At 37.4% G+C, this 24,979-nt stretch carries 25 protein-coding genes and 4 tRNA genes; 22 read left to right on the forward strand and 7 right to left on the reverse strand.

Annotated features, from left to right (window positions below; translation table 11 throughout):
- Positions 1-41: 41 nt before the first annotated feature.
- Both glpX and RB151_RS09125 read right to left on the reverse strand, forming a co-directional pair.
- A complete protein-coding gene (glpX, locus tag RB151_RS09120) occupies positions 42-1,019 on the reverse strand; it encodes a class II fructose-bisphosphatase (protein ID WP_197679472.1) in 978 nt (325 codons plus the stop codon).
- Positions 1,020-1,167: 148 nt separating this feature from the next.
- Positions 1,168-2,091, reverse strand: a complete 924-nt coding sequence (locus RB151_RS09125; RefSeq protein ID WP_048606927.1) for an AEC family transporter — start codon at positions 2,089-2,091, stop codon at positions 1,168-1,170.
- A 607-nt stretch (positions 2,092-2,698) separates the two neighbouring features.
- Here RB151_RS09125 and RB151_RS09130 point away from each other — a divergent pair.
- The 16 genes from RB151_RS09130 to RB151_RS09205 all read left to right on the forward strand — a co-directional run bounded on the left by RB151_RS09130 (position 2,699) and on the right by RB151_RS09205 (position 16,845).
- Positions 2,699-5,575 (forward strand): DUF2339 domain-containing protein, encoded by a 2,877-nt coding sequence (locus RB151_RS09130; protein WP_071547996.1) that lies wholly within the window; start codon positions 2,699-2,701, stop codon positions 5,573-5,575.
- Positions 5,572-7,059, forward strand: a complete 1,488-nt coding sequence (locus RB151_RS09135; protein WP_042844170.1) for a DUF3999 family protein — start codon at positions 5,572-5,574, stop codon at positions 7,057-7,059. The genes RB151_RS09130 and RB151_RS09135 overlap by 4 nt, the downstream gene beginning before the upstream one ends.
- Before the next feature lie 171 nt (positions 7,060-7,230).
- On the forward strand, positions 7,231-7,491 hold the full coding sequence (locus tag RB151_RS09140) for a hypothetical protein (RefSeq protein ID WP_042844169.1): 261 nt from the start codon (positions 7,231-7,233) through the stop codon (positions 7,489-7,491).
- Positions 7,492-7,587: 96 nt separating this feature from the next.
- Positions 7,588-8,001, forward strand: a complete 414-nt coding sequence (locus RB151_RS09145; protein WP_042844168.1) for a GFA family protein — start codon at positions 7,588-7,590, stop codon at positions 7,999-8,001.
- A gap of 245 nt (positions 8,002-8,246) precedes the next feature.
- Positions 8,247-8,654, forward strand: coding sequence for a phosphate-starvation-inducible protein PsiE (gene psiE / locus RB151_RS09150; RefSeq protein WP_370661220.1), 408 nt, complete (start codon positions 8,247-8,249; stop codon positions 8,652-8,654).
- Positions 8,655-8,946: 292 nt separating this feature from the next.
- The gene (locus RB151_RS09155) at positions 8,947-10,500 is read left to right on the forward strand and encodes an AbgT family transporter (RefSeq protein WP_042844166.1); all 1,554 of its coding nucleotides are present in this window, start codon (positions 8,947-8,949) and stop codon (positions 10,498-10,500) included.
- Positions 10,501-10,563: 63 nt separating this feature from the next.
- Positions 10,564-11,796, forward strand: a complete 1,233-nt coding sequence (gene pepT, locus RB151_RS09160) for a peptidase T (protein ID WP_048606933.1) — start codon at positions 10,564-10,566, stop codon at positions 11,794-11,796.
- Positions 11,797-11,998: 202 nt separating this feature from the next.
- Positions 11,999-12,685 (forward strand): LuxR C-terminal-related transcriptional regulator, encoded by a 687-nt coding sequence (locus tag RB151_RS09165; RefSeq protein ID WP_042844164.1) that lies wholly within the window; start codon positions 11,999-12,001, stop codon positions 12,683-12,685.
- The gene (gene uvrC, locus RB151_RS09170) at positions 12,652-14,484 is read left to right on the forward strand and encodes an excinuclease ABC subunit UvrC (protein ID WP_042844163.1); all 1,833 of its coding nucleotides are present in this window, start codon (positions 12,652-12,654) and stop codon (positions 14,482-14,484) included. The genes RB151_RS09165 and uvrC overlap by 34 nt, the downstream gene beginning before the upstream one ends.
- Positions 14,485-14,541: 57 nt before the next feature.
- Positions 14,542-15,090 carry a CDP-diacylglycerol--glycerol-3-phosphate 3-phosphatidyltransferase gene (gene pgsA / locus RB151_RS09175; RefSeq protein ID WP_071547997.1) on the forward strand — a complete coding sequence of 183 codons (549 nt, stop codon included), beginning with the start codon at positions 14,542-14,544 and terminating at the stop codon, positions 15,088-15,090.
- Positions 15,091-15,255: 165 nt separating this feature from the next.
- Positions 15,256-15,331 (forward strand) — tRNA-Gly (locus RB151_RS09180).
- A gap of 23 nt (positions 15,332-15,354) precedes the next feature.
- Positions 15,355-15,428 (forward strand) — tRNA-Cys (locus RB151_RS09185).
- A 6-nt stretch (positions 15,429-15,434) separates the two neighbouring features.
- Positions 15,435-15,521 (forward strand) — tRNA-Leu (locus RB151_RS09190).
- A gap of 132 nt (positions 15,522-15,653) precedes the next feature.
- Positions 15,654-15,740: transfer RNA gene (locus tag RB151_RS09195), tRNA-Leu, on the forward strand.
- A gap of 270 nt (positions 15,741-16,010) precedes the next feature.
- The gene (locus tag RB151_RS09200) at positions 16,011-16,163 is read left to right on the forward strand and encodes a hypothetical protein (RefSeq protein WP_042844161.1); all 153 of its coding nucleotides are present in this window, start codon (positions 16,011-16,013) and stop codon (positions 16,161-16,163) included.
- Positions 16,164-16,284: 121 nt separating this feature from the next.
- Entirely contained in the window at positions 16,285-16,845 is a 561-nt protein-coding gene (locus tag RB151_RS09205; RefSeq protein ID WP_042844159.1) for a hypothetical protein, read from the forward strand.
- A gap of 33 nt (positions 16,846-16,878) precedes the next feature.
- Here the strand turns inward: RB151_RS09205 and RB151_RS09210 are convergent, their stop codons facing one another.
- Positions 16,879-17,433 carry an SMI1/KNR4 family protein gene (locus RB151_RS09210; RefSeq protein ID WP_071547998.1) on the reverse strand — a complete coding sequence of 185 codons (555 nt, stop codon included), beginning with the start codon at positions 17,431-17,433 and terminating at the stop codon, positions 16,879-16,881.
- Positions 17,434-17,596: 163 nt separating this feature from the next.
- Between RB151_RS09210 and RB151_RS09215 the strand changes: the two genes are divergently transcribed.
- Positions 17,597-17,911 carry a DUF1090 family protein gene (locus RB151_RS09215; RefSeq protein WP_048606937.1) on the forward strand — a complete coding sequence of 105 codons (315 nt, stop codon included), beginning with the start codon at positions 17,597-17,599 and terminating at the stop codon, positions 17,909-17,911.
- 126 nt (positions 17,912-18,037) lie between these two features.
- Positions 18,038-19,237, forward strand: a complete 1,200-nt coding sequence (fabV, locus tag RB151_RS09220; RefSeq protein WP_042844155.1) for an enoyl-ACP reductase FabV — start codon at positions 18,038-18,040, stop codon at positions 19,235-19,237.
- A 66-nt stretch (positions 19,238-19,303) separates the two neighbouring features.
- Here fabV and RB151_RS09225 read toward each other — a convergent pair whose 3' ends face one another.
- Both RB151_RS09225 and RB151_RS09230 read right to left on the reverse strand, forming a co-directional pair.
- On the reverse strand, positions 19,304-19,771 hold the full coding sequence (locus RB151_RS09225) for a YcxB family protein (RefSeq protein ID WP_048606943.1): 468 nt from the start codon (positions 19,769-19,771) through the stop codon (positions 19,304-19,306).
- A gap of 173 nt (positions 19,772-19,944) precedes the next feature.
- Complete coding sequence (locus RB151_RS09230) at positions 19,945-20,490, reverse strand: toxin-antitoxin system YwqK family antitoxin (RefSeq protein WP_042844153.1); 546 nt, start codon at positions 20,488-20,490, stop codon at positions 19,945-19,947.
- A 230-nt stretch (positions 20,491-20,720) separates the two neighbouring features.
- Here RB151_RS09230 and RB151_RS09235 point away from each other — a divergent pair, with 230 nt between their 5' ends.
- Positions 20,721-21,950 carry a nicotinamide mononucleotide deamidase-related protein YfaY gene (locus RB151_RS09235; protein ID WP_071548000.1) on the forward strand — a complete coding sequence of 410 codons (1,230 nt, stop codon included), beginning with the start codon at positions 20,721-20,723 and terminating at the stop codon, positions 21,948-21,950.
- Positions 21,931-22,704: a nucleotidyltransferase domain-containing protein gene (locus tag RB151_RS09240; protein ID WP_071548001.1), complete on the forward strand. Its 774-nt coding sequence runs from the start codon at positions 21,931-21,933 to the stop codon at positions 22,702-22,704. Before RB151_RS09235 ends, RB151_RS09240 begins: the two co-directional genes overlap by 20 nt.
- A 5-nt stretch (positions 22,705-22,709) precedes the next feature.
- On the opposite strand, the gene RB151_RS09245 is transcribed toward RB151_RS09240, so the two are convergent.
- Both RB151_RS09245 and RB151_RS09250 read right to left on the reverse strand, forming a co-directional pair.
- Entirely contained in the window at positions 22,710-23,138 is a 429-nt protein-coding gene (locus RB151_RS09245; protein WP_071548002.1) for a hypothetical protein, read from the reverse strand.
- A gap of 140 nt (positions 23,139-23,278) precedes the next feature.
- The gene (locus tag RB151_RS09250; RefSeq protein ID WP_071548003.1) at positions 23,279-23,704 is read right to left on the reverse strand and encodes a universal stress protein; all 426 of its coding nucleotides are present in this window, start codon (positions 23,702-23,704) and stop codon (positions 23,279-23,281) included.
- Positions 23,705-24,006: 302 nt separating this feature from the next.
- On the opposite strand from RB151_RS09250, the gene RB151_RS09255 reads away from it, so the two are divergent.
- Both RB151_RS09255 and map read left to right on the forward strand, forming a co-directional pair.
- Positions 24,007-24,213 carry a ParD-like family protein gene (locus RB151_RS09255; protein WP_048606948.1) on the forward strand — a complete coding sequence of 69 codons (207 nt, stop codon included), beginning with the start codon at positions 24,007-24,009 and terminating at the stop codon, positions 24,211-24,213.
- The gene (gene map, locus RB151_RS09260) at positions 24,206-24,976 is read left to right on the forward strand and encodes a type I methionyl aminopeptidase (protein ID WP_042844148.1); all 771 of its coding nucleotides are present in this window, start codon (positions 24,206-24,208) and stop codon (positions 24,974-24,976) included. The genes RB151_RS09255 and map overlap by 8 nt, the downstream gene beginning before the upstream one ends.
- The last annotated feature ends 3 nt before the right edge of the window (positions 24,977-24,979 follow it).

The raw sequence follows: 24,979 nt of genomic DNA on the forward strand, positions 1-24,979 counted from the left end.
CTATAGAGAACGAAAGGCCCTTTTTTAATATCATGGAAAGGCTAATTAAATAAGCGGTTATTAATGATTTTTAATGAGCGGTCACGGCCGTTAACTAAAAGGGTATTTGAAAAACGGCTATAAGCATCTGTTGAAATTCCGCCCATTAACACTGTTGGCGTAATTGCCGTTGCGGCAAAAATCACATCATCTGTATTTACCATTTGCTCTAATGATAAAATTTCCCCAATCTCAATGCCCATTTGCTGGCATCGAATGGCTTCTTGAGCGGCGAGTAGTTTATTTTCTTCGCTATCCCCCTTTGCTTTGTCACGAGGGACCAATCTTGCTTGCATATCACCGCCTAATGCACGAGCGATGGCCGCACTGATAATGCCTTCAGGTGCGCCACCAGTGCCATACATCATATCAATTGAATGCTCGGGTAGTATTGCCAGCAATGATGCCAATACATCACCATCAGGAATGGTAATCACGTTAGCACCAAAATTACGAATAGTTTTGATGATATGCTGATGGCGTGGTTTATCTAATACTGCGATTGATAAGTTTGAAATGGGTTTATTCAATGCAGCGGAAAGGAATTCTAAATTTTTTTCGAGGGGATTAGCGAGATGAACAGCCCCTTTTGCAGCGGCACCAACGACGAGTTTTTCCATGTACATGTCTGGTGCTTGGAGTAATGAACCTGTTGGAGCAGCAGCCAGTACGGCTATGGCATTGTGTTCATTACACGCAACCATACGAGTGCCATCAATGGGGTCAACCGCAATATCGAGCCCTTGGGCGCCTGATTTTTTACCTACTTGCTCGCCGATATAAAGCATCGGAGCATCATCAATTTCACCTTCACCAATCACAATTTTACCATGAAAATCAATTTCATTAAGACGATTTCTCATGGCTTCTACAGCGGCTTTATCGGCTGCATTTTTATCTTGTTTACCAACCCAATCGAAGGCAGCAACAGCGGCAACTTCGGTGACGGAAGCAATAGCAACAGCTAACTCATCACTAATTTTCATTTTTATAAATATCCCAGGTGCATAAAAGAAAAGTACTTAGGGATATGATACGTTTTTTGTGATCTATCTGGCAAATAATTGGTGATTAAATCAACGGGGAAAAGTTGAGGGGCGGCGGGTGAATATAAACCCACCGCTCAATTTAAAGCATTTCAACAATAGCGATTCCACCGATAATGGAGATTAAAGCGGCAAGTGTACTTAATAACACGGTGCCTGCGGAGGTTTCAGTATAAGCTTGATTACTGATTGCTAAGGCGGGAACCGCAGTGGCGGTGGGTAATACGCCAATGATAAAGGCGGCTTTTAGGAGGTCATCTTGTAAACCTACTGCAAGACCTGTTGCCAAAATCAACGCGGCTTGAACAAAATTTTTAATAAAAACGTTAAATATAATTTCTTTACTAATAGTTAACTTAATACCGGATAGCAATAAACCAAGGAAAAATAAAGCAACACCTCCTGCCGTTTTACCAAGCTCATTGACTGAATTCTGTAAGATTTCAGGTAACTTAACACCAAAAATAGCGAGCAAGGCGCCTAAAATAGGAAGGAATACTAAAGGTTGGGCAATAGCTTTACCGATTGATTTAATCACGCTATGCCCTTGTTGCGAGCCACTGATCATCAGCAAAGTAAATGGAATAATAATCACCGTATAAATAAGGTTTCCTAGCACCATAGCAATTAAACCTGATGAACCGACAGTAGCTAGTAAGACTGGTGGTCCACAATAAGCCATATCCGGAAAAGAAACAGATAGCGCTTGCATTGCTGCATCTTTTTTATTGTGCCGGAAGATAAACTTACCGAAAATGAAACCAATAACGTATGTAGCGATTAAACCGACGGCCAATGCTAACAAATAATCAATATTTAAGAGTACTGAGGGTGGTGCTTGTGCGGCGGCTAAAAATAATGCAAATGGTAAGGCTATTTTGACAACAAAGTCAGCGAATGCTTGTGAATATTCTCTTTTAATAAAACCGTATTTACCTGATAACCAACCAACAGCTAACCCTAAAACGATAGGACCAAGGGCGGCTAGAATAATGTGGAGTAGCATTATATTTTCCTTAAACTATTCGTCAGATTTTGATGTGTAAATAATTAGTTATGAGCCTGTTCATACTAAAGCGGTATCGAATATCTCTCATATTACTGTGGTTTAAATAAACTCATTTCACGTTGGAAGTGGTAGATATTTAACCTCCATCAATAGATAAACTTATAATTGATGGAAATCATAATTGATAAAATAATAAATAACTACCATCGTTTAAAGATGGTGTTTTTCTGTATGAATATTTGAAGCATGGAAGCATGATATAAATATCATAATTAGACTAATTTTGTTATTCAGAGCAACTCTAATTATAATTAGAGGAACTAAAAATAAATAGGTAAGTGTTAATTTAATATGTCAAATCATCATTAAATGATGATTAAGGATTTTCTTAGTTACTAAAACTTTCAATGGGGGTATTAGTAACTGAGATTGAAAGGGTAGGAAGCGTATTTTTTCAACTAAATACGTAGTATAAGGGTTATTTTGTAACAGTTTATTACATTGAGTTGGCAAGATAATCAATGCTATCTACACTAGCGGTGATCACAAAACCCTATTCTAGCTGTATTTTAGATTGTGAAATTTATTTTGAGGAAACCTATTTGTGGATACTTGGATACTAGTAGGAGTCGTATTAGTATGTTTGCTTGTGTTAGCACCAATATTGGCTATCATAGCAATCAGCCGAACGGGCCGTATGCAGTACCAAATTTCTGAATTAAACCAGAAAGTTTTCTCTCTAGAAACTCGTTTAGGCCAATATCAGCAATCGAATGTTACGCCTTCGAAAAATGTTGCCAGTTCGTCTGATGACCAACAAGGCATTTTTGGGGTAACAGATGAGCTAGAACAGGTAGTTACAAACGTACCAATCCAATCTAGTCCAGTAAGTGAGCCTGAACCATCATTTAAACCCTTATCCGGCGATACTGCATATCAGCAATCTGAAAAAGCAGCTGATTCTACAAACCAAACCATTCCAGTGCCGGCATATACGCAATCAGCAATTGTAGGCTCTCAAGCACGTAGCGGGGTGGACCCAAATCGGTTTAATAAAGCGACTAAACCAAATCGTTTTAATGATCAGGAAGTAGATACATCTACTCAGGGTCAATTTAATCAAAAAACGACGGGAAATAATGAGTCTATATTTGGGCATTTCTTTAGTTGGTTACTAAAAGGGAACCCAGTTGCCAAAATAGGGATACTATTATTATTCCTAGGGGTCGCGTATTTATTAAATTACAGTGTGCAAAATGAGATTATTTCCCCCCAAATACGCTTAATTTTTAGCGCGGTAGGTTGTTTAGTTTTACTAGGAATTGGCTGGCGATTACGTAATAAGAAACCATTATTTGGGCTTATCCTTCAAGGTGGAGGGGTAGGCTGTTTATATATCACCATTTTTGCTGCCTTTAAGTTATATACCATGTTGCCTTATAGCATGGCATTTGTGTTTATGTTGTTGATTTGTGCAGCGAGTATTGCCTTAGCATTATTACAACGTACGATTAGCTTGGCTATTCTTGCTTCTCTTGGTGGTTATTTGGCTCCTGTTTTACTTTCGACGGGAGGGGGTAGCCATGTAATTTTGTTTTCTTATTACCTAATGTTGTCGATTGGGATTTTAATTATTAGTGTATGGCAAGCTTGGCGCCCTCTGAATTTAGTTGGTATGGTGATGACCTATGGTGTCGCTATTTTATGGGGTTTGAGCAATTACCAATCTGATTATTACATCTCCTGTCAATTATTTATCATTGCTAATTTAGTAGTATTTAATGCGTTAACACAATTATTTTCACTCCGCTTTGAGCACGACAAGCAATTAATTGTTGATAATACATTGTTGTTTGTACCGCCATTAATCAGTATTGCCCTTCAATTCTTTATTGCGGATGATGTAGGTTTATTGCCTGCATTTATTTCTCTGTTAATTGGTTTATTGTACTTGGTTGCTGGGTTGCAGGTACATAAGCGCTATAAAGAGGTCGGTAAGAATATGGCTTTAGCAAATATTCTTATTGGTGCAGGTTTTGTAACACTGGCTATCCCATTGGCATTGACACTTGAATGGACATCGATTGTTTGGTCATTAGAAGGGTTATTACTACTCTGGCTTGGTTTACAACAGGGGCAGAAAAAAATGGCTACGGTTGGTTCATTATTAATTGTAATCAGTGCGATTACGTTACTAATGGACTACCCTTACGTATATTGGAGCCGAAGCAGTACTTATATGGTGCCATTATTATTGGTAGCTTGTTTTGGTGCTGGTGGGTTATTTCATATTCGCCGCAAAGAAAACAGTAACTTTGCCCTATTTAGTTATGGTTTTTTATTTTTAGGTTTGCTTACATGGCTCTGCTGGTTACCACTATTTACTGATATTTTATCGTGGAGTCGGGAGTCTGAAGGCTTTATAATATTAGTGTTAGTGGTGATCTCCGTCTGGTTATGGCGTCTATATGCTATTCGAATTAACTGGATACCTTTGTTATTTTGCCAATCAATTTTATGGGTTGCTGGTTACTATTACCTTGGTTTAGATTTCTTATATGATAAAAACCCAATGGGGCGCGGGGAAAACTCATTAATATGGGCGGTGATACTCGGTAGCTCAATTTTGTTTGTTATTCATGCGTATAAACTTCGTAATCAATGGATGCAATGGACCCTCCATGGCGCTAACTTGTGGTTAATCCTTGTATTTATTTTGACCCAAGTAAATTGGTTTGTCTCTATTTTACCTTGGGGTATGCATGAGATGGGCTATTTTATTTATGTGATGGCGATAACCTTAACTATCTTAGCCCTGTATTGGTTACAGCAAAATAAAATGCCACCAATGAAACGTAATGGGTTAATGTATTGGTATTGGATGCTTCCTGTTGCTATCGGGTTAATTATATTATCTGCTTACGCTAATTTAGAAGATGGCAAATTAACATTCTGGAATTATATTCCATTAATTAATCCATTAGATGAGGCGGGCTTATTCAGTATTGCTGCCCTTATTCTTATGCAAAAAGGTTTTGTGCAAAAAATACGTAAGGCTACAGAGGTAGATTATTGGATAATTCGAGGTTTATTGGTCTCAATTATTCTATTATCAGCATTTTGGTTTAACGGTATTTTAATTCGCGCAGTAGCTGATTTTGCTGGGCTAAGTTGGAATTATGCGGTGCTTTATGATTCTCGTTTGATTCAAACTGTTTTATCCATTAGCTGGGCGCTTGCTGCATTGCTTTGCATTGTTATTGCAGCGATGAAAAAAAGTCGTATCTGGTGGTTTATGGGGGCCAGTATTTTCGCATGTGTTATCGCTAAATTATTCTTAGTGGATATTCATGGACAAGGGGGGATATCTCGCGCTATCTCCTTTATCGGTGTTGCATTATTGATATTAATTGTTGGGTACTTTTCACCATTACCACCAAAGGATATAAAAGAGAAAGTCGAACAGGAGACGCAATCATGAGACAAATAAAAAGTAAAAGGCTAGGAGGGCTATTTGCTGTCTTCTTGTTGTCATCATTGTTTTCTAGCTACCTTAATGCTGGAACACCGAAAGAAAATACGCCTTATAGTTTTTACCAAGGGATGGAAATTGATATTCCAGATACATCAGAGCCATTTTATTGGTTAGAAGTTCCTACAAGTGCTTATATAAATTCAGCATATCCAAATACATTGCAAGATGTTCGGGTATTTAATGGTACGGGGGATGAAATACCTTCTGTACTTTTTTATGATGCTGAAAAGTCTATTTCTAGCAATAAAGTCTCATTTGCTCCTCAGCGCTTAGTGACTCAACTGGATAATGTAAATTCTCGTGAGGACATCCGTAGAGAAAAGCAGCATCTGCTTGTTGAGACGGTACCAGGTAAAGTCGATCGTATTGAATTACCAAATATACAACTAAAAGATAATGCTGCTTATCATGCTTATTTATTAACACGAGATCAAAGCCAAGCCCAAAATACGCCAGTTCAAAAATTAACATTGGAGTGGGCAAAAACGGAGGAAGAGTGGCAAGGAAAAGTCTTTGTTTTTGCAAGTGATGATAAAGAAAAATGGTTAAATATCGCAACTAATCAACCTATCATGAATTTGAAATTAAATTCAGAAACAATTGCGAGTAATAATATTGAGCTGTTAAATGGCAATTCTAAAGCGCTAAGCGCGCCATATCTAATGGCCGTTATTGTCAGTGCGCCAGATGTAACGCTACCTGAGTTAGTGAAGGTCAAGGCGCTATCTAACACACTGAACTCAACTCGCCGACAAGAAATATTCAATTTTGAAATGACAAATGATGGGGTTTCAAAAGACCATATTATATATCAATTACCCACGACCCAACCATTAGGTGAATTGCAAATTCATTTACAGCAATCAAATCGAGTTATTCCATTAAAGGTTGAATATTCATCAGATAAAGGGGATGTTTGGAAACCATTAGCTAATCTTGTTGCTTATAACCAAACAATAGATGGGGAACTAGTCAGTAACCCAAGCATCAATCTTTATGGGGAAATGGTTAATAAAGTTAGAGTATCTGCACTTAAAGGTAGTTGGGAAGATCAGCCGCCGCGGCTTATCGGTAAGCGTGATGGGTATAATCTTATCGTTAATTTACAAGGCGCTGCACCTTACTTGCTAGTGTGGGGGAATAAGCAAGCAGAGCTTGATAAATTAACATATAACCAACTAGTTGGGCAGGCTTATAGTGTTGACGAGTTAATGTCGCATTATCCCCAGTTATATCCTAATAATGAAGTGATTGAGCTCGGTGGTGCTGAAAGGTTAACCGTAGCCAAACAAGTCGATGATACCTCTAATTGGATAACAGTTTCGTTATGGGTCTTATTATTTTTAGGGATACTCGCGTTATTGTACTTCTGCTGGTACCTTTTAAAAGAAGTGAATTCGACAAATAAAACCAATAATGATGAACTCTAAATAGTTTTTTGTTCACTAACTTAAAGGGGGAGCTTTTGCTCCCTTTTTGCTAATAAAATTTAAATAAAATAAACCTGACATCCCTTTACCTTATCATGAGAACAATTACTTAAAATCTGTATTCGTTGACAAGCATTTGCGCTAAAACTGTGGTTAAAGGGAGGATGCATTATGAAAAAATCATTACTAACACGTTTATTTGTTGCAATCATTTTTTTTACGGGGACTTCAATATTCGCTCAGGCAGCAGATAACACAGTATTAACGGAGTTAGCATTACATAAGACAACGGCTTATGAATACAGTGTGTTAAATATCACTCAAAACGAAGCTGATATTGAGTCAGAACGTGAAACTAAAGAGTTAGATAGTGCCCAGTTGCGTAGCATCACGAATGATAAACGATTTACTGGACGGCAGTTTGAAATATAAGTTAAATAAGTATCTATGATGTTTTTAAAGATAACTAATCACTAAAATCCGTATTGATAACGAAAAAAACAATCTCAATCAGTATGAGGATAAAACATGTATAAGGGTTTATGTTTATGCGGTGCTGTAACAATCAGCGTGTCTAAGTCTGTTGATCAAATTAGTGTTTGTCATTGTGGTATGTGTCAAAAATGGAACGGGGGCCCGGGTTTCAGCATTGATGGGGGAAGTAATTTAACTATCGAAGGAAAGGAGGCAATAACGGTATTCGCTTCATCGTCTTGGGGAGAAAGAGCATTTTGTAAACATTGCGGTACCCATCTTTTTTATCACTTAATTTCCCCATCCACTTATTATGTGTCCGCAGCTTTATTCGAAGAAAGTAAAAATGCGCAAATGAGTATGCAGATTTATATTGAAAGTAAGCCAAAGTATTATAATTTCGTTGAAAAAACCCCTATGCTTACAGAGCAAGACATCATAAAACTAATGGGAGGGGTATCGGATTAAGTTGCACAGCTTATGGATTAAACTATATGCTATAAACAACAGGGCAAAAAGCCTCATTTCGTATTTTGTTTTCTATTTCTTTTGTTAAATTTAATTTGTATGTTATGCGTGTGCATTAAATTTGATTTATAATTAAGGGCATGGGCTCGCCTCGGCAAGTTAGTTTAAATATTGCTCATTAGTCGTCGGGCATTGCATTATTGAAATCATCCGCAGGTTGTTTTGAGGGAAAATAAATGAACAGTATGAAAGGAATGCGTCACGCTAGCAATATCGCGTGGGTACTGCAGTGGATATTAAACCTTGGTTTGATAGCATTAGCCGCGGTGCTTGTTTTCTTTTTAGCAAAAGAAACCGTTACGATGGCTTCATTGATGTTTGGAAGTACCAATGGGGCAACAGCGTATGAATTATTAGAAGGCATTGTCATATATTTTCTGTATTTTGAGTTTATTGCCTTAATAATCAAGTATTTTATGTCAGGTTATCACTTCCCACTAAGGTATTTTATCTATATCGGTATAACGGCAATCATTCGCCTTATCATTGTCGATCATAGTGACCCAATGACAACTTTATTGCATGCTGGTGCAATTCTGGTTCTTGTCATTGCCCTTTTTATTGCAAACACTGAAAAACTAAAACGAGAGTAATATTAATTAAGCTAATTTATCCATAGGCAAAAAAGAGTAGATTCGATTTCTTTTTTGTCTATAGATGATTCTGGTGGATACTTAAGCAATATATATTGGATGTCATACTATAAATTAATAAAATTTAAGATACGGTAAATTAGCTAAAAACTAATAAACTTAAATGTTATTAATGAAATTGAATTTATCTGGTTTATCCTATAAAAACTAATAACGAAAGTGTTTTACTTTTGAATATAGGTTATTTACTGTTATAAAGTCCCAATTCTAATAACATAAGTAACTTGTAAATATGACAACTAATACACTCTCTAAGAAAAAAGGGTTTTTAAACCGTGTCGAACGGATCGGTAATGTTATGCCAGATGTTACCATGCTGTTCGTTTATGCCCTTATTATATGTTGGTTTTTATCTTATCTACTTTCATTTGTAGATTTCAATTATTACCACCCAATATCAAAAGATAAAATCTCTATTGTTAATATGTTTCAGTATGAGGAAATAATACTATTTATTACAGCGGCAGTTAAAAACTTCATTAATTTCCCTCCGCTTGGTATAACAATTGTTGCCACACTAGGTATTGGCATTGCAGAAAGTAGTGGGTTTATTAATACGGCATTGAAAAAAATGCTATCGTTTATTTCCCCAAGAATGTTGACTCCAACCGTGGTCTTTGTGGGTATTGTTTCTCACATTGCCTCTGATTCTGCTTATGTCATTCTAATGCCAGTTGCTGCTATGATGTTCTATGCCAGTGGACGTCATCCATTAGCTGGTATTGCAGCAGCCTTTGCGGGGTTAGCTGGTGGATTTACTGCAAGTTATACGCCTTCTATTATTGACCCAATTATGCAGAGTTTTACGCAGGATGCCGCACAAATGTTGGCCCCCGGTTATAGCGTTAATGTGCTATGTAACTATTTTTTTAGTTTGGGTGGAACATTTGGTGTTATTTTTACCTGTTGGTTTATTACTGAAAAAATTGTTGAGCCTTGGTTAAATAAAAATTGCCCGATTACTTCAAGCGATGTTGATACTGACTCTGAGAAAAAATTAGGGATGATTACCGCAGTTGAACATCGTGCTTTTCGTATTTCAGGGTTAGTTCTGATTGCTTTAGGTATTGGCTTATTTGCGTTGTTATGGCCAGATTCTTCTCCATTACGTGGCCCTGATGGCAGTTTAACCAGCCCGAAAGCCCCGATTATGCAAATCGTTGTGCCATTGTTATTCATTTTCTTTGCGTTACCAGGGATTGTTTATGGGTATATGACGAAATCTTTTACATCTACAAGAGATGTCGTTAAGGCAATGGAAAACATTACTAAATCATTGATCCCATTTATTGTTTTTGCTTTTTTTGCCGCTCAATTCCTATATTCATTTCAGCATTCTAATTTAGGTACATTATTAGCACTATCAGGTGCTGAATTATTGCGGACATTAGATATGCCTTCTGGCATGACTGTTTTTGGTGTTATTTTGTTGACCGCGATATTAAATATCATGATCACATCAGCGACATCTAAATGGGCAATTATGGCGCCAGTATTAGTACCAATGCTTATGGCAGTAGGAATTTCGCCAGAATTAACTCAAGCTGCGTTCCGTGTGAGTGATTCAGCGATGAACGTAAGCACACCGATGTTCCCTTTCTATCCTTTGATACTGATGTATTGCCAGAAATACTATAAAAATGCAGGGATAGGGACGTTGTGCTCTATGATGATCCCATTTACCATCGGGTTATTAATTATTCTGACGAGTACGTTATATCTTTTCTGGGCATTCGATATCCCAATCGGTTTTGACAGTGGTTATACATGGCACCCTGCACAATAAGCGGGCTTAATACCCGACATACTTGATATGTCGGGTAGATATAAAAAAGTTAAGGAATATAAAATGAATGAGTTAGGTAAACAATTAGAGCAGCGTTTTTATCGCTACCTCGCAATTGAAAGCCAAAGTGATGCAGCAAGTACTATTGTACCAAGTACAGAAGGGCAGCGTGAATTAGCTAAACTGTTAGCGGAAGAACTTGAAAGTTACGGCTTAAAAGATATTTATATTGATGAGCACGCCATATTATATGCGATGCGACCAGGCAATAAGCCTACTGCGCCAAAAATCGGATTCGTCACCCATTTAGATACCGTTGATGTTGGCTTATCACCCGTGATTAAACCACAGACATTAAAATATGAGGGGAAAGACTTATGTTTAAATGCCAATGAAAATATCTGGTTCAAAACGGCAGAGCATCCTGAAGCGGCACCCTATGTAGGTGAAAATATTATTTTCAGTGATGGAACCAGTGTACTTGGTGCAGATAACAAAGCAGCGATTACCGTTGTGATGGAATTAATGAATAAACTGCAACATGCTGATTTTGATTGCGGCGATATTTATGTCGCGTTTGTACCTGATGAAGAAATCGGTTTACGTGGTTCGAAAATCATGGATTTATCCCGTTTTCAGGTAGATTTTGCTTACACTATTGATTGTTGTGCATTAGGTGAAGTTGTTTTTGAAACCTTTAATGCGGCCTCTATTGAGGTATCAATTAAAGGTATTACTGCGCATCCTATGTCAGCTAAGAATGTATTATTAAACCCTATTCGTGTTGCGCATGATTTTATTGGCTGTTTTGATCGTTTTGATACACCGGAACATACGGAACAGCGCGAAGGGTATTTCTATGTGACAGATTTAGTAGCAAACCCCGATAACGCAAAAATCAAAATGGCTATTCGTGATTTTGATCGCAATAGCTACGAAGCGCGTAAGCGTTTTATTGAACAAAGTATTGAGTTGATCCGAGCCCGTCACCCTAAAGCTAAAATTGAATTTAGAATTGATGATGTTTATAGCAATATAAGTGATTCTCTAGGGGATGACCGTACTGCTATCGATTTGATTTTTGATGCACTGAAAATTCAAGGTATTGAAGCAAATGTAATCCCTATGCGTGGAGGGACTGATGGCTCTGCTTTATCGGCTCGAGGCATCTTAACACCAAACTATTTCACAGGGGCACTCAATTTCCACTCCTGTTTTGAATTTTTACCTGTGAGTTCTTTTGAGAAAAGTTATTTGGTATCAGAGACTATTTGCCGTTTAGTTGGGCAAAAATAGTTTAGTATTGATATTATGCGTAAAAGGCCATGTTATAAAGTGGCCTTTTTTATTGAATAGTTAATATTATTTACTTGGTGAATACTTTGTAGTTATAGTTTTTTTAACTTTAAAATAAGATAAATGAAAAAGAATATATGACTTTGTAACTATTTAATTTATTATTCTAACTGTTATCTCTAAATAAACACAGGGGGAGTAATTGATTAATATTATAATCATTGATGATAATAATATTACTATTCGCGGTTTTGAAGCTATATTTTCTCGGCATTCACGTTACAAAACTATCGCTTCATTTCCATCTATTCAGCAAGTGATTACATGGAATCGAAACCAAAAAGCGAATATTATTTTAATCAGTAGTGTTAAATTACAATATGATTCATTGAAAACATTACAAACACTTCGACGAACTCAACCAGATGTTGGGATAATTATTTATAATGTAAGAAATAATTATGCCTTTTTTTTAAAAGCATTAGATATAGGTATTTTTGGTTTGTTGAGTGTTCATGTCACAGAAGAAGACCTGATAGAGGCGATACGGGTGGTTAATGTAAAGCGCCGAATTATTTCTCCAGATATAGCCCAAGACCTTGCTCTGCATCGGTTAGATTATAGTCACCAGAAAGATTTATGTGATTTATTATCGGGACGTGAACTCGAAATCATGTTGATGATCACCAAAGGTATGCCGATTAAGGTCGTGGCGGAGGCTCTATCTCTAAGCCCAAAAACAGTAAATACTTATCGATATAGAATGTTTAGTAAACTTAATATCGGTAGTGATGTAGAATTAACACATATAGCTATTGGTTATGGTTTAATTACAGCAAAACAGGGTTTATCCGAGTGGCAGAACAGTTCGAGTCAAAAGCGTTCTTAAAAACAGTAACGAATCAACCGGGTGTTTATCGAATGTATGACACTGGGGGCACTGTTATCTATGTTGGTAAAGCGAAAGATCTTAAAAAACGCTTATCAAGCTACTTCCGTGAAAATGTGGGCAGCCGTAAAACAGAGCAGCTCGTTAAGCATATTGCTTCTATTGATGTCACTGTGACCCATACTGAAACGGAAGCATTACTCCTTGAACATAACTATATTAAATTATACCAACCTCGTTATAACGTGTTGCTACGAGACGATAAGTCATATCCTTATCTTTTTTTAAGCAAAGAAGCCCACCCGCGTATTTCAATGCATCGAGGCGCTAAACATGCGAAAGGGGAGTACTTTGGCCCCTTCCCAAGTTCTTACGCGGTTAGGGAAACATTAGCCTTAATGCAGAAACTGTTCCCTATTCGCCAATGTGAGGACAGTGTTTATAAAAACCGCTCAAGGCCGTGTTTGCAATATCAAATTGGTCGCTGCTTAGGCCCTTGTGTAAAAGGGTTAGTGTCTGATGAAGATTATCAGCAACAAGTTGATTATGTACGCCTATTTTTAACGGGCAAAGATAAACAAGTTCTAGCTGGGTTAGTTGAACGAATGGAACAAGCCAGCCAAGCATTGCGTTTTGAAGAGGCTGCTCGTTTTCGAGATCAAATTCAAGCAGTGCGCGCAGTGACGGAAGAGCAATATGTTTCTGGTGATAGTGATGACCTTGATGTCATCGGCGTTTCTTTTGAATCGGGTTTGGCTTGTGTCCATGTTCTTTTTATCCGCCAAGGTAAAGTGCTTGGCAGCCGAAGCTATTTTCCTAAAGTGCCAACAGATACTCAACTTGAAGAGGTCGTCCAAACATTTTTAGGGCAATTTTATCTACAAGGCAGCGAAAATCGAACCTTGCCAGGTGAAATTCTGCTTGATTTCGCATTAACAGAAAAAGACCTATTAGCACAATCATTGTCTGAACTAGCAGGGCGAAAAATTAATATTCAAAGCCAACCACGTGGAGCAAGAGCGCGTTATTTGAAATTAGCACGTACGAATGCATCAATAGCGCTTTCTACACGGTTAGCTCAACACTCAACAATACAGCAACGTCTGGATTCACTTGGGAAAGTTGTTAACTTAACGTCGATTAACCGAATGGAATGTTTTGATATCTCTCATACCATGGGGGAGCAAACGGTCGCTTCTTGCGTTGTGTTTGATAAAACAGGGCCAGTGAAATCAGAATATCGGCGCTATAATATTACTGGGATCACGCCTGGGGATGATTATGCCGCAATGCATCAAGTGTTGACCCGTCGGTATGGTAAACATATTGATGAAAGTAAAGTACCGGATATCATTTTTATTGATGGCGGAAAGGGGCAACTTGGGCAAGCCAAAGATGTTTTTGCTTCACTTGAGGTGGATTGGGATAAAAACCACCCGTTATTAATTGGGGTGGCTAAAGGTACCGACCGTAAAGCAGGGCTGGAAACATTATTTTTAAAACCGGAAGGGGAAGGGTTTGTATTACCTCCGGATTCGCCAGCATTACATGTGATCCAACATATTCGTGATGAGTCACATAATCATGCAATTACAGGGCATCGCCAGCGACGGGCAAAAGTAAAGAATACCAGTGCGCTAGAATCGATTGAAGGTGTTGGGCCGAAACGCCGACAGATGTTATTAAAATATATGGGTGGCTTGCAGCCATTACGTAATGCAAGTATAGAAGAAATCGCAAAAGTGCCCTCGATCTCATACGCACTAGCAGAAAAGATCTATAATGCATTGAAACAGTGAGTGTCTTAGGGCAACATATTCATAATATCCAACTTGGTCAAAAAGTTAGTGAGCGTGATGAAATTAAACATACCAACGTGGCTGACATTATTTCGCGTCATCCTAATACCATTCTTTGTATTAGCTTTTTATCTCCCTGCCAGTTGGGGGCCTTTCGCATGCGCGCTTATTTTTGTCATCGCGGCGGTTACTGACTGGTTTGATGGCTTTTTAGCAAGGCTATGGAAGCAAACCACCAAGTTTGGTGCGTTTTTAGACCCTGTCGCTGATAAGGTTATGGTTGCTACGGCATTAGTATTAGTCACGGAAAGCTATGATGTCTGGTATGTGACTTTACCTGCCGCAACGATGATTGCTCGTGAAATTATCATCTCTTCTTTACGCGAATGGATGGCTGAAATTGGTAAACGTAGCAGTGTGGCTGTTTCTTGGATTGGTAAATTTAAGACGACAGCACAAATGATGTCACTAGTGGGGCTATTGTGGCGTCCAACGCCATTAATTGAAAACCTTTCAATTGCATTAATGTACATCGCGGCTATCTTAACATTTTGGTCAATGTTCCAATATTTAAAGGCTGCTTGGGCTGATTTGAGCGAAGCGTGATCGAAATGATTGAAAAAACAGCGAACGATCCAATTATTTCAATAATTGTATTGACTCGAAAGGTGAAATCAGTAGAATGCATCGCATCGAACGGCAACATGGTTTACCAAAATAAATAAGTAAATCAGCCAGTTTGAAAAGCATAAGCTGAAAGTAAAGCTTTAAGCGGGAATAGCTCAGTTGGTAGAGCACGACCTTGCCAAGGTCGGGGTCGCGAGTTCGAGTCTCGTTTCCCGCTCCAAATTTCGCAAGAAATTAGGATAAGGCGCGTTAGCAAAGCGGTTATGCACCGGATTGCAAATCCGTGTAGCTCGGTTCGACTCCGGGACGCGCCTCCAAATTTAGCCCAGGTGGTGAAATCGGTAGACACAAGGGATTTAAAATCCCTCGGCCTTTAGGCTGTGCGGGTTCAAGTCCCGCCCTGGGCACCATCTTGAAGTAAACAAGCCTCAATGGTGTGTTTTATTTTAAGTTATAACTGGTCAATATATATTGTCTACCACAGTATATTGATTAGTGGGTAAATGAGTAATTTACCTAGATGTTGTAAGAAAGACAATTTGGCCCAGGTGGTGAAATCGGTAGACACAAGGGATTTAAAATCCCTCGGCCTTTAGGCTGTGCGGGTTCAAGTCCCGCCCTGGGCACCATCTAAACTTAATTGAGGTTACTCTTTAAGTTTAACATTTAACCACCTTGAGGTGGTTTTTTTGTATCTAAATTTTGGCTTAACAAAGTTAGTGTTACGTAATGCTTTAACTGCCCAGCCATTTTTCACTTCCCACTCATATATCACCCACCAAAAGAAAGCACATGGGTATGCCATGTAAATTAACACTAAATTGGTGTAAAAAACCGTAAGTCAGACCGTTCCGCCAGTGTTTTATGTCAGTATTCTAACTTTAAAAGAGGACCTGACTATGTCTAACATGAAAACAGAAGTTGTCGTTGTACGGTTAACTAAACACGAACGAGCGCTATTAGATACGGTGAAAACAAAGCCGCTATTAGCTGATTGGTTGAAAGAAATTGCAATGGCTGAGGCAAAACAACGAAAAAACAAAGAAGCATAAAGTTGTAAATTACCTTTATTATGCGAGGTTATTTTTTTTGATAAAAGGAAGGTTACCTTTTGATTAATCGACTACTTTTGTTAGTATCCAATGAGATAATTTAATTAGGATGCTACAAGCAATGATAAAGGGAATTTTGATTTCTATTTTGGTTGTATTAACCTCTGGTTGCATGACAAATAAACAGAGTGCCCCTTATGGTTTTCAGTGGGGGCTACAACCAAGTGATTTAAAAAAATTACGGTTAAAAGAAACCCAGTGCACTGGGTTTCAAGAAGGCGGGGCGCTATGCTCTGTTGTAGGTTCTCCTGAATTTCATAATAAACCCTTTCTATTAATATTTTCACGGGAAAATAATACATTGATGTTAATTTCAGCACAGGGAAATGCTAGTCGTGACCAGATGGTGATCCTTAATGAATATGATGAAATTAACCAGAGAATGTTTGAATCATATGGCTTGCCAAAACAAACCATTGAACGTTATAAGCGAGACGTGTTTTTCTTAGATAAAATCTCAGATGATGAAACGACACCATTTAAGCGAGTATATGAACAAGGTGATATGCGAATTATGGTCGGGATTGTGAGTAACTCCCATTTCAGAAAGATACAAGACAAAAAGGACATTATTTATTCAGTTATGGTTATTCATAGTTTAATTCCAAATAAGCCGCAATAGGCGGCTTCTAAGCAAGTACGCAACTTCTTAGATTTATTTGCTTTTGCGTTTTTTAATCAGCTCGCTCATATCTTTCTGCCTTTGAATAAGTGACTCAATCTCCGCGTGGTAGATATCAGTGAAATGACATTCTAAAGAAGTTGCTTCCCCATCGAAGACTTCAACATAGCTACCATCTTGTTTAATTCCCCAGTAATGGTTGCCGTCCCCAATGATTTTTAATAATGGTAAGACATCAGTAACCTCATAAATTTCCCTTAGACTGTTATAAGCAGTTTTAATACTTGCCCACTCAGGTAGTTTTTCAGTTTCGATGCCTAAAATGACTAAACCACGATGAAATGTCCACGCAGGGCCAACATCAAACAGCTTTGCTTCTGGCCAAGCGTCTTCTTGAGCTAAGACACATAGCCCATTAGTACGTTGCGAAAAGCGCAAAAAATCTTCGGGTAGCGTAATGCCTGTTACATTCTCTAAATCACGAATTGCTTCCTCAGTCGGTGAATGTGCCGCAACGACGTGAAAATCTTTTTTATTTATTTGCTGCAGAGTTTCCCAAATCAGTTCATAAAATTGTTCTGGGGGCATAGTGAAATACTCCTTAATCTTATGGGTATATAAAGTGCGTTATTTTCCGGATTTTTTACATAAATTGCGATCGTTTTCCAACTAAGAAAAGTCTTGTAGATGAAAATATCATTAGGTGATGGACTAATGATAAATATTTTATTAAGTAGACTGAGAAAATATAATGAAAAAAGCCGTATTACTTACATTATTTGTCATGTTGATACCCTTATCGTCACAAGCGGGTTCTAGTTATTATAGTTGTGAGAAAAAACTGATAAAATTAGAGAAAGAGTTTCGTAGTGCTGTATCTCATGGTAATAAACATAAAATTTATAAAATAAAGAAAAAAATCCATAAGCTGGGTGATAAATGTTATGACAGTTATTCAGGAGCAACAAGGGGATATGATTATTATCCTAGAGGAAAAGCCAGTGAGCTTGAGAGAGAACTGGATTCACTGAGGCGTGTTCTTGAAGCTTTGAACGACTTAAAATAGACACATTATTGGCAAAATGAGAAATAAACTGGTCTGTTCACTATGTTTATGCTCACTCTGTCTTAAGTAAATGGATAATATCAGGTATATTAGAACCTGATTGTTAGCTACCAAGAAAAAATTATTATGATTATCAAACCTAAAATTCGTGGTTTTATCTGTACTACAGCTCATCCAGCAGGCTGTGAAGCCAATGTACGTGAGCAAATAGCCTACGTGAAATCACGCGGCGAGCTGAAAAATGGTCCTAAAAAAGTTCTAGTTATTGGGGCATCCACCGGTTATGGCCTAGCATCTCGTATCAATGCTGCATTTGGCAGCGGTGCGGCTACTATCGGCGTTTTTTTTGAAAAACCAGGCAGTGAAAGTAAGACAGGCTCTGCAGGTTGGTATAACTCAGCCGGTTTTGATAAAGCAGCAAAAGAAGAGGGGCTATATGCAAAAAGCATCAATGGTGATGCCTTCTCGAATGAATGCCGTCAAACCGTCATTGATTTAATCAAACAAGATTTAGGCCAAATTGACCTTGTTGTTTATTCACTTGCATCACCCGTTCGTAAAATGCCAGAGACAGGTGAAGTGGTACGTTCTGCGTTAAAACCTATCGGTGAACCGTATAAATCAGTTGCGTTGGATACCAACAAAGATGTGCTGATTGAAGCCGTTGTTGAACCTGCAAATGAACAAGAAATTGCTGATACCGTTAAGGTGATGGGCGGGCAAGACTGGGAACTGTGGATGAACGCATTAGATGAAGCCGGTGTTCTGGCAGACAATGCACAGTCTGTGGCTTATTCTTATATCGGTACAGATTTGACTTGGCCAATATACTGGCATGGGACGTTAGGTAAAGCTAAAGAAGATTTAGACCGCGCTGCGTATGCAATCAACCAAAAATTGCAAGCGAAGGGTGGGGCTGCGTACGTCGCAGTATTAAAATCTGTCGTTACTCAAGCGTCTTCAGCTATTCCTGTGATGCCTCTTTATATCTCAATTGTATTTAAGATCATGAAAGAGCAGGGGATACATGAAGGCTGCATCGAACAAATCCAACGTTTATTCGCAACTAAATTGTTTACAGGCACGTCACCTGAAACAGATGAAAAGCACCGTTTGCGCTTAGATGATTGGGAGCTGCGTGATGATGTACAAAGTACATGTCGCGAAATTTGGCAGCAGCTTAATGATAATAACATCAATGAATTAACAGATTACCAAGGGTATAAAGCTGAATTTTTACGCTTATTTGGTTTCGGCTTAGATGGTGTTGATTATGATGCTGATTTAAGCGGTGAAGTTAACTTTGAAGTAAAAGAACTCATTTAATTGCTTTAATACCATAGAAGCTGTGATTAAAACCCGCATTTATTAATGCGGGTTTTATATTATCTATTAATCTATTTTACTTTTCACATATTGGATGAATTGTTGGCTGGCTTGTTCTGATGCGAAACTACGAGCGGGGATAATAATTGCGTAGATTCTATCCAAGTACAGATATAATAAATCACCATCGGTTCTAATAAATTGTACAGCACTCCATTTTATTAAAGAAGTTCCATGGATACTTTCCTCATGTATACCTTCTTCATCAATACAATATTCTCGTTCAGTAAATAAAAAACCATTATCATCAGGAATTGCTTTATTTAGGACCTGAACAAGACGTAATGCAAAAGTGATAAACAGCAGTACTGCTAGTAAAAATGAAGTGAATATAATTGGTAAGGTTGCATTAAAATACCGAAAAGTGAAAACACAGGCAACGACAAAAATCATGACTAAAACTAAAAAAGGTAAATTATTGGTTTTATCTTTAGTGAAATAATGGTTTTTATGGCTGTAACGACTGAATTTCATATAATCTGCACGATTAAGTATTACAGAAATTGGATCTATCATAATCAGGTTTTTAGGTTGTTTTATAGAGTGGTTATAGTGAGGATAGTAACGATAATTGTGGGAGGTGTAAATCTGATCGCTTATATAAAATAAACAATCAGATTAGTTTCTTCAAAAAATAAGCTAAGTGATTATTGTTCTATAAAAACTTCGCCATTTCGAATGACGGCTCTGCCAGTGACTGTACCGTTTTCATCAAATTCTGTTACCGTACCTACGAGTACACCATTATTAAATGTACCTGTAATATTAGGTTTATTGCTTGCGGTATCATGGAAAATTGTAAATGGACCTGATAATTTACCTTTGTTTACCGTCATCTCAAGATCAATACGCCCATTCTTATGATAATTACGTATAGTTCCGTTGACTAAACAATCTTTAAGTTGAATGTCAGATTCTGGATTCCCATTTTCATAATAGGTTTTGATGTATTTGTCGAAACATCCTTTTTTTATCCATGTTTTGAATTCTGGTTTACCATTATCATATTCCATTCCAAATGGCCCATCCGAAATACCTTTTGGTGCTTTTGTGGACGGAAATTCAATATTTTTAAGTTCATCTAAGGATGAAAATTTGGATTCTGATTTTGAGGAAGTAGCGAGTTGGCACCCTGAGATAAATAAAACTAGAGAACATAATACAACTGATTTAAAACGATTTAGCATTAACATATAAACCCTATTATTTGCTGTGAAAAAATAATTGATTCAAATAACTATATGACTATAGCCTTTTTATAACGGCGTGTTGTGAGAATTATCTTAATTTATTCATTTTTAGTTATAAGCCCAGCATTTGTTTTTATCGTTTATTTGAACATTTTTAAATAACTGATTTTAGTCAGGACGATTATAAGGTAATTTAATGAAGTTAAGTGGTTTTGTAAAAAAGGGAGTCATGGATGTTAGTTGTTGAAATGTTAAGTACCGGCGATGAAGTTTTACATGGGCAAATAATCGATACAAATGCGGCTTGGTTGGCGGATTATTTCTTTCAGCAAGGGCTTCCTTTATCTAGCAGAACGACTGTTGGGGATGATTTAGAGAGTTTAATCTCTACTTTTCTTGAACGCAGCTTGCATGCAGACATTCTGATTGTTAATGGAGGGCTCGGCCCAACAAGCGATGATTTAAGTGCATTAGCAGCGGCTAAAGCTGTGGGAGTTCCTCTGGTAGAACACTCACAGTGGGTTACGGTTATGGAAAACTATTTTATTGCGAGAGGGCGAGTCATGCCTGAAACGAATCGCAAGCAGGCATTATTACCTGAAAATGCAGAATTAATTGATAACCCCGTTGGAACTGCTTGTGGTTTTTCATTAAAACTAAATGATTGTGTGCTTTTTTTCACGCCTGGGGTTCCTTCAGAATTTAAGGTCATGATTACTGAACAAATCTTACCTCAAATACGTGAGAAATTTACATTACCGGAACCGCCAGTTTGTTTGCGTTTAACTAGTTTTGGGCGTAGCGAAAGTAGTTTGGCAAAACAGTTTGATAGTATCTCTTTACCGGATGATTGTGTGCTTGGATATCGTTCATCAATGCCAATTATTGAATTAAAACTGACAGGGCCTGCATCACGACGCCAACAAATGGAGAAATGCTGGCATACGATTAAACAAGGTGTTGGCGATAATATGATTTTTGAGGGGACGGAAGGTTTTGCTCAGAAAATTGCTAAACAATTACAAGATAGGGGGCTCCAAATAGCGCTGAGTGAACAATTTAGCGCAGGTTTATTAAATTGGACATTACATGCGGCTAATATCTTAGTGCATCATGGTCAAGTTATTGTTCCGCAGTCGGAACAAGGCTTAATAAGCCTATTGCAACAAGCCAAAGATAATGCAGCTCAACAATCCGTACAGATTGGGCTCGCAATTGGTGATTATCATGACCAATACTTAAATGTAGCGCTATCAACACCAACAGGAAGCTATGCACAGCGGATACACTACTTACCTAATAATCATAGCCAAAAAGAAAAACAAGAAGTGAGCGTCATGTTAATGTTAGATATGCTGTCGCGCTGGTTAAATGCTCGAGAAGTTATTGGTTATTATGAGTGGATAGTTCAAATTGAGACTTTGGTTCTGGATAATGAGCTAAATGATGACGTTAAATCTTAATGGCTATATTCCAATGCTAGAAGAGGTTCCAATCCAATCGGAATTTCAGGAAATAATTACTGAAACAGTGGAGCAACTCGCTTGGCTATTCAAAACGAAATTACATAGTGTTTATGTATATGGAAGCGTTGCGAGGGGAAGCGCAACGCCTCAGCAATCGGATCTCGACCTTTGTGTCATTTTATTGCAACCAGCGACTGTACAAGAGAATGCTGGGCTAACTGAAATGCAACTACAATTAGTCACTCAGTACAGCAACGTTAGTAAAATAGATTTTGATATAGGTTTATACTCTGAAGTTATTGATAAAGATAATTTATATAGCTGGGGGTATTGGATAAAGCACCAATGCCGTTGTATTTGCGGGGCGGATTTGTCTACCCAATTTAATCCTTTTATGCCTTCACGGCAGATTGCTGAAGCGGTGAATGGTGATTTTGTTGAGGTGCTAAATGGCTATATACAGAAAATAAAAAATTGCAATAATTTCGATGAATTAAAGTTATTACAAAGAGCGGCTGCAAGGAAATTAATACGTTCAACAGATGTATTAAGGTTAGATACTGATCGGGATTGGCCAAGTAGTTTAAAGGATTATATGCAAAAATTTACGGGTAGATACCCTGAGCAAAAAAGTCGATTAGATTATTTTTTTACTCAGAGTTTACATCCTTCAGCTGATGCTAACCAATTTATAGATAATTTAATAGCCTTTATTAATTGGTTAGATCATGAAAGAAATATAGCGGGTTAAGCTTATTATTTTTCTGATTGTATTGATTCAATTATGTAATTGAAGCTTGAAATGCCTTTTCTACAGGCTTTCTCTTTTAAAACTGATGGTGTTTTATCGATTGCACCTTTTAGGCTTGTTAGCTGGCTTGCATAAGTTTCAGCGCCAATTATGTCAGGGTTGTTGTTTAAATATTCTACTGTACTGTCAACTTTTTGGTAGAAATACCCACATGGGTTGTCAGTGATTTCTATGGTGCTCAGTTCTTTTAGTGAATCAGGTACGAGTTGTTGTGAGTTTTGCTTAACCAGCTCAATATATTCCCCTGATTTTATCTGTTCAACCATGGTATTAATTTTACTTTTTATGTTGAAAAACATCATAATAGTAGTAATTAAAGCAATAGCTAAAATAACATTTATAGCAATACTGACCCCGAGTAGATACTTTTTCATTAAATCCCTTAAGTAAAAAGATAAAGTTTTATTTGTATTGATTATAAGTTAACTAGGTTTATTTTAAATATATTTAGGATAAATGATTAAACGTAAGCTAACTTGGCTGGAGCCGCATTTTATTATTTTTGATAAGGGTTTTATCGTACTGTGAGAACAGAAACTTTAGAGTTTTGAATAACCATTGAGGCGGTCGACCCCAAGAAATAAGTGGACATACTTGGTCGACGTGAGCCGATAACAATTAAATCTGCATTAATTTCTTCTGCAACTCGTAAGATTTCATCCCTTGGGGTACCCATCAGAACTTGTGCATTATATTTATCAGCGGGAATTTTAAATTCTTTAATAATCTCTGCTAGTTTTTTGGTTACGCTCTCTTGTTCGCTATCGGCTTTTTCTGCAAAACCAAAACCCATTGTTGTATAAAAGGGAATGGTAGGGATAACCGCTAAAAAATGAACTTGCGATTTTTCATACTCAGATAGGTGCTGAATATGAGGCATGACTAAATGAGCTAAGCTTTTTTCTGTAATATCAATGGGGACTAAGATTTTAGTGTACATTTTTTCTCCAGCTATCATCTTGTGAACATGCAACCATTAAGCTTTATTTTTACAAAAATAGGGCGGTAAACCGATAAAATAGACATAGCTAATTATAGAATAAAATATGCCTCTAAAACTAAGGTTAGCATGTTAATTAGGCAAATACTTTGATGAAGTATTCAATCTCAATAACTTACTCAATACGCAATCAAAAATTTTAATGCGGTTTGTGCTATTGACCGTTATCGCTCTTTTATCGGTTAATTCAATGTTATATGATCCGTATATGGTTTGTATCTATTTTGTATTGTGAGGGTATTTTGGGGATTGTTAAAATTTCAGATGAATTACATGATTATTTACGTCATGCAAGCCAAGTAATGTCTCGTTCAATTAACTCACAGGCAGAGTTTTGGATCAAAGTTGGTATGCAAGCTGAATTAAATCCGCATAAAACATTTACTATGCTAATCAGCGAAATGCTAGAAAAAGAGTCTATTGAATCAAAAGGAAAAGTTCATGAATAACATTAAAATTAAAACAGCAGATGAAATTGAACTCATGCGTGAGTCAGGAAGGCTCTTAGCTAGCGTATTTAAGATGCTCGATTCTATTATGGTTCCGGGTATTTCGACGATGGAAATTAACGACAAAGTTGAGAGTTACATTGTTAATGAATTGCAGGCACGTCCTGCAAGTAAAGGGCAATATGGTTACCAGTATGTTTTGAATACTTCATTGAATGAAGTTGTTTGCCACGGCGTTCCTAAAACAGATGAAATAGTAAAAGCAAAAGATATTATTAATGTTGATATCACATTAGAAAAAAATGGCTTTATTGCTGATTCTAGCAAAATGTATGTTATGCCAGAAGCCTCCCCTTTAGCACGTAAGCTAGTTAAAGATACTTATGCTGCGATGTGGGAAGGAATTAAACAAGTTAAACCAGGTGCCACATTGGGTGATATTGGTTCAGCAATCCAACATTATGCGGAGTCTCATGGGTATAGTGTCGTTAGGGAATATTGCGGACATGGGATTGGGCGTGAAATGCATGAAGATCCACAAGTGCTGCATTATGGTGTACGCGGTAAAGGAATTGAATTAAAAGAAGGCATGACATTTACGATAGAACCGATGATTAACCAAGGTGGAATGAAAATTAAAACCAAAAAAGATGGTTGGACGGTAGTGACTCGAGACAAAAAATTATCAGCGCAATCAGAGCATACAGTATTAGTGACTAAAGACGGTTATGAAGTGCTGACATTACGAGATGAAGAAAAATAGCCC

This window comes from Providencia rettgeri, from assembly GCF_001874625.1.
Classification (GTDB): Bacteria; Pseudomonadota; Gammaproteobacteria; order Enterobacterales; family Enterobacteriaceae; genus Providencia; species Providencia huashanensis.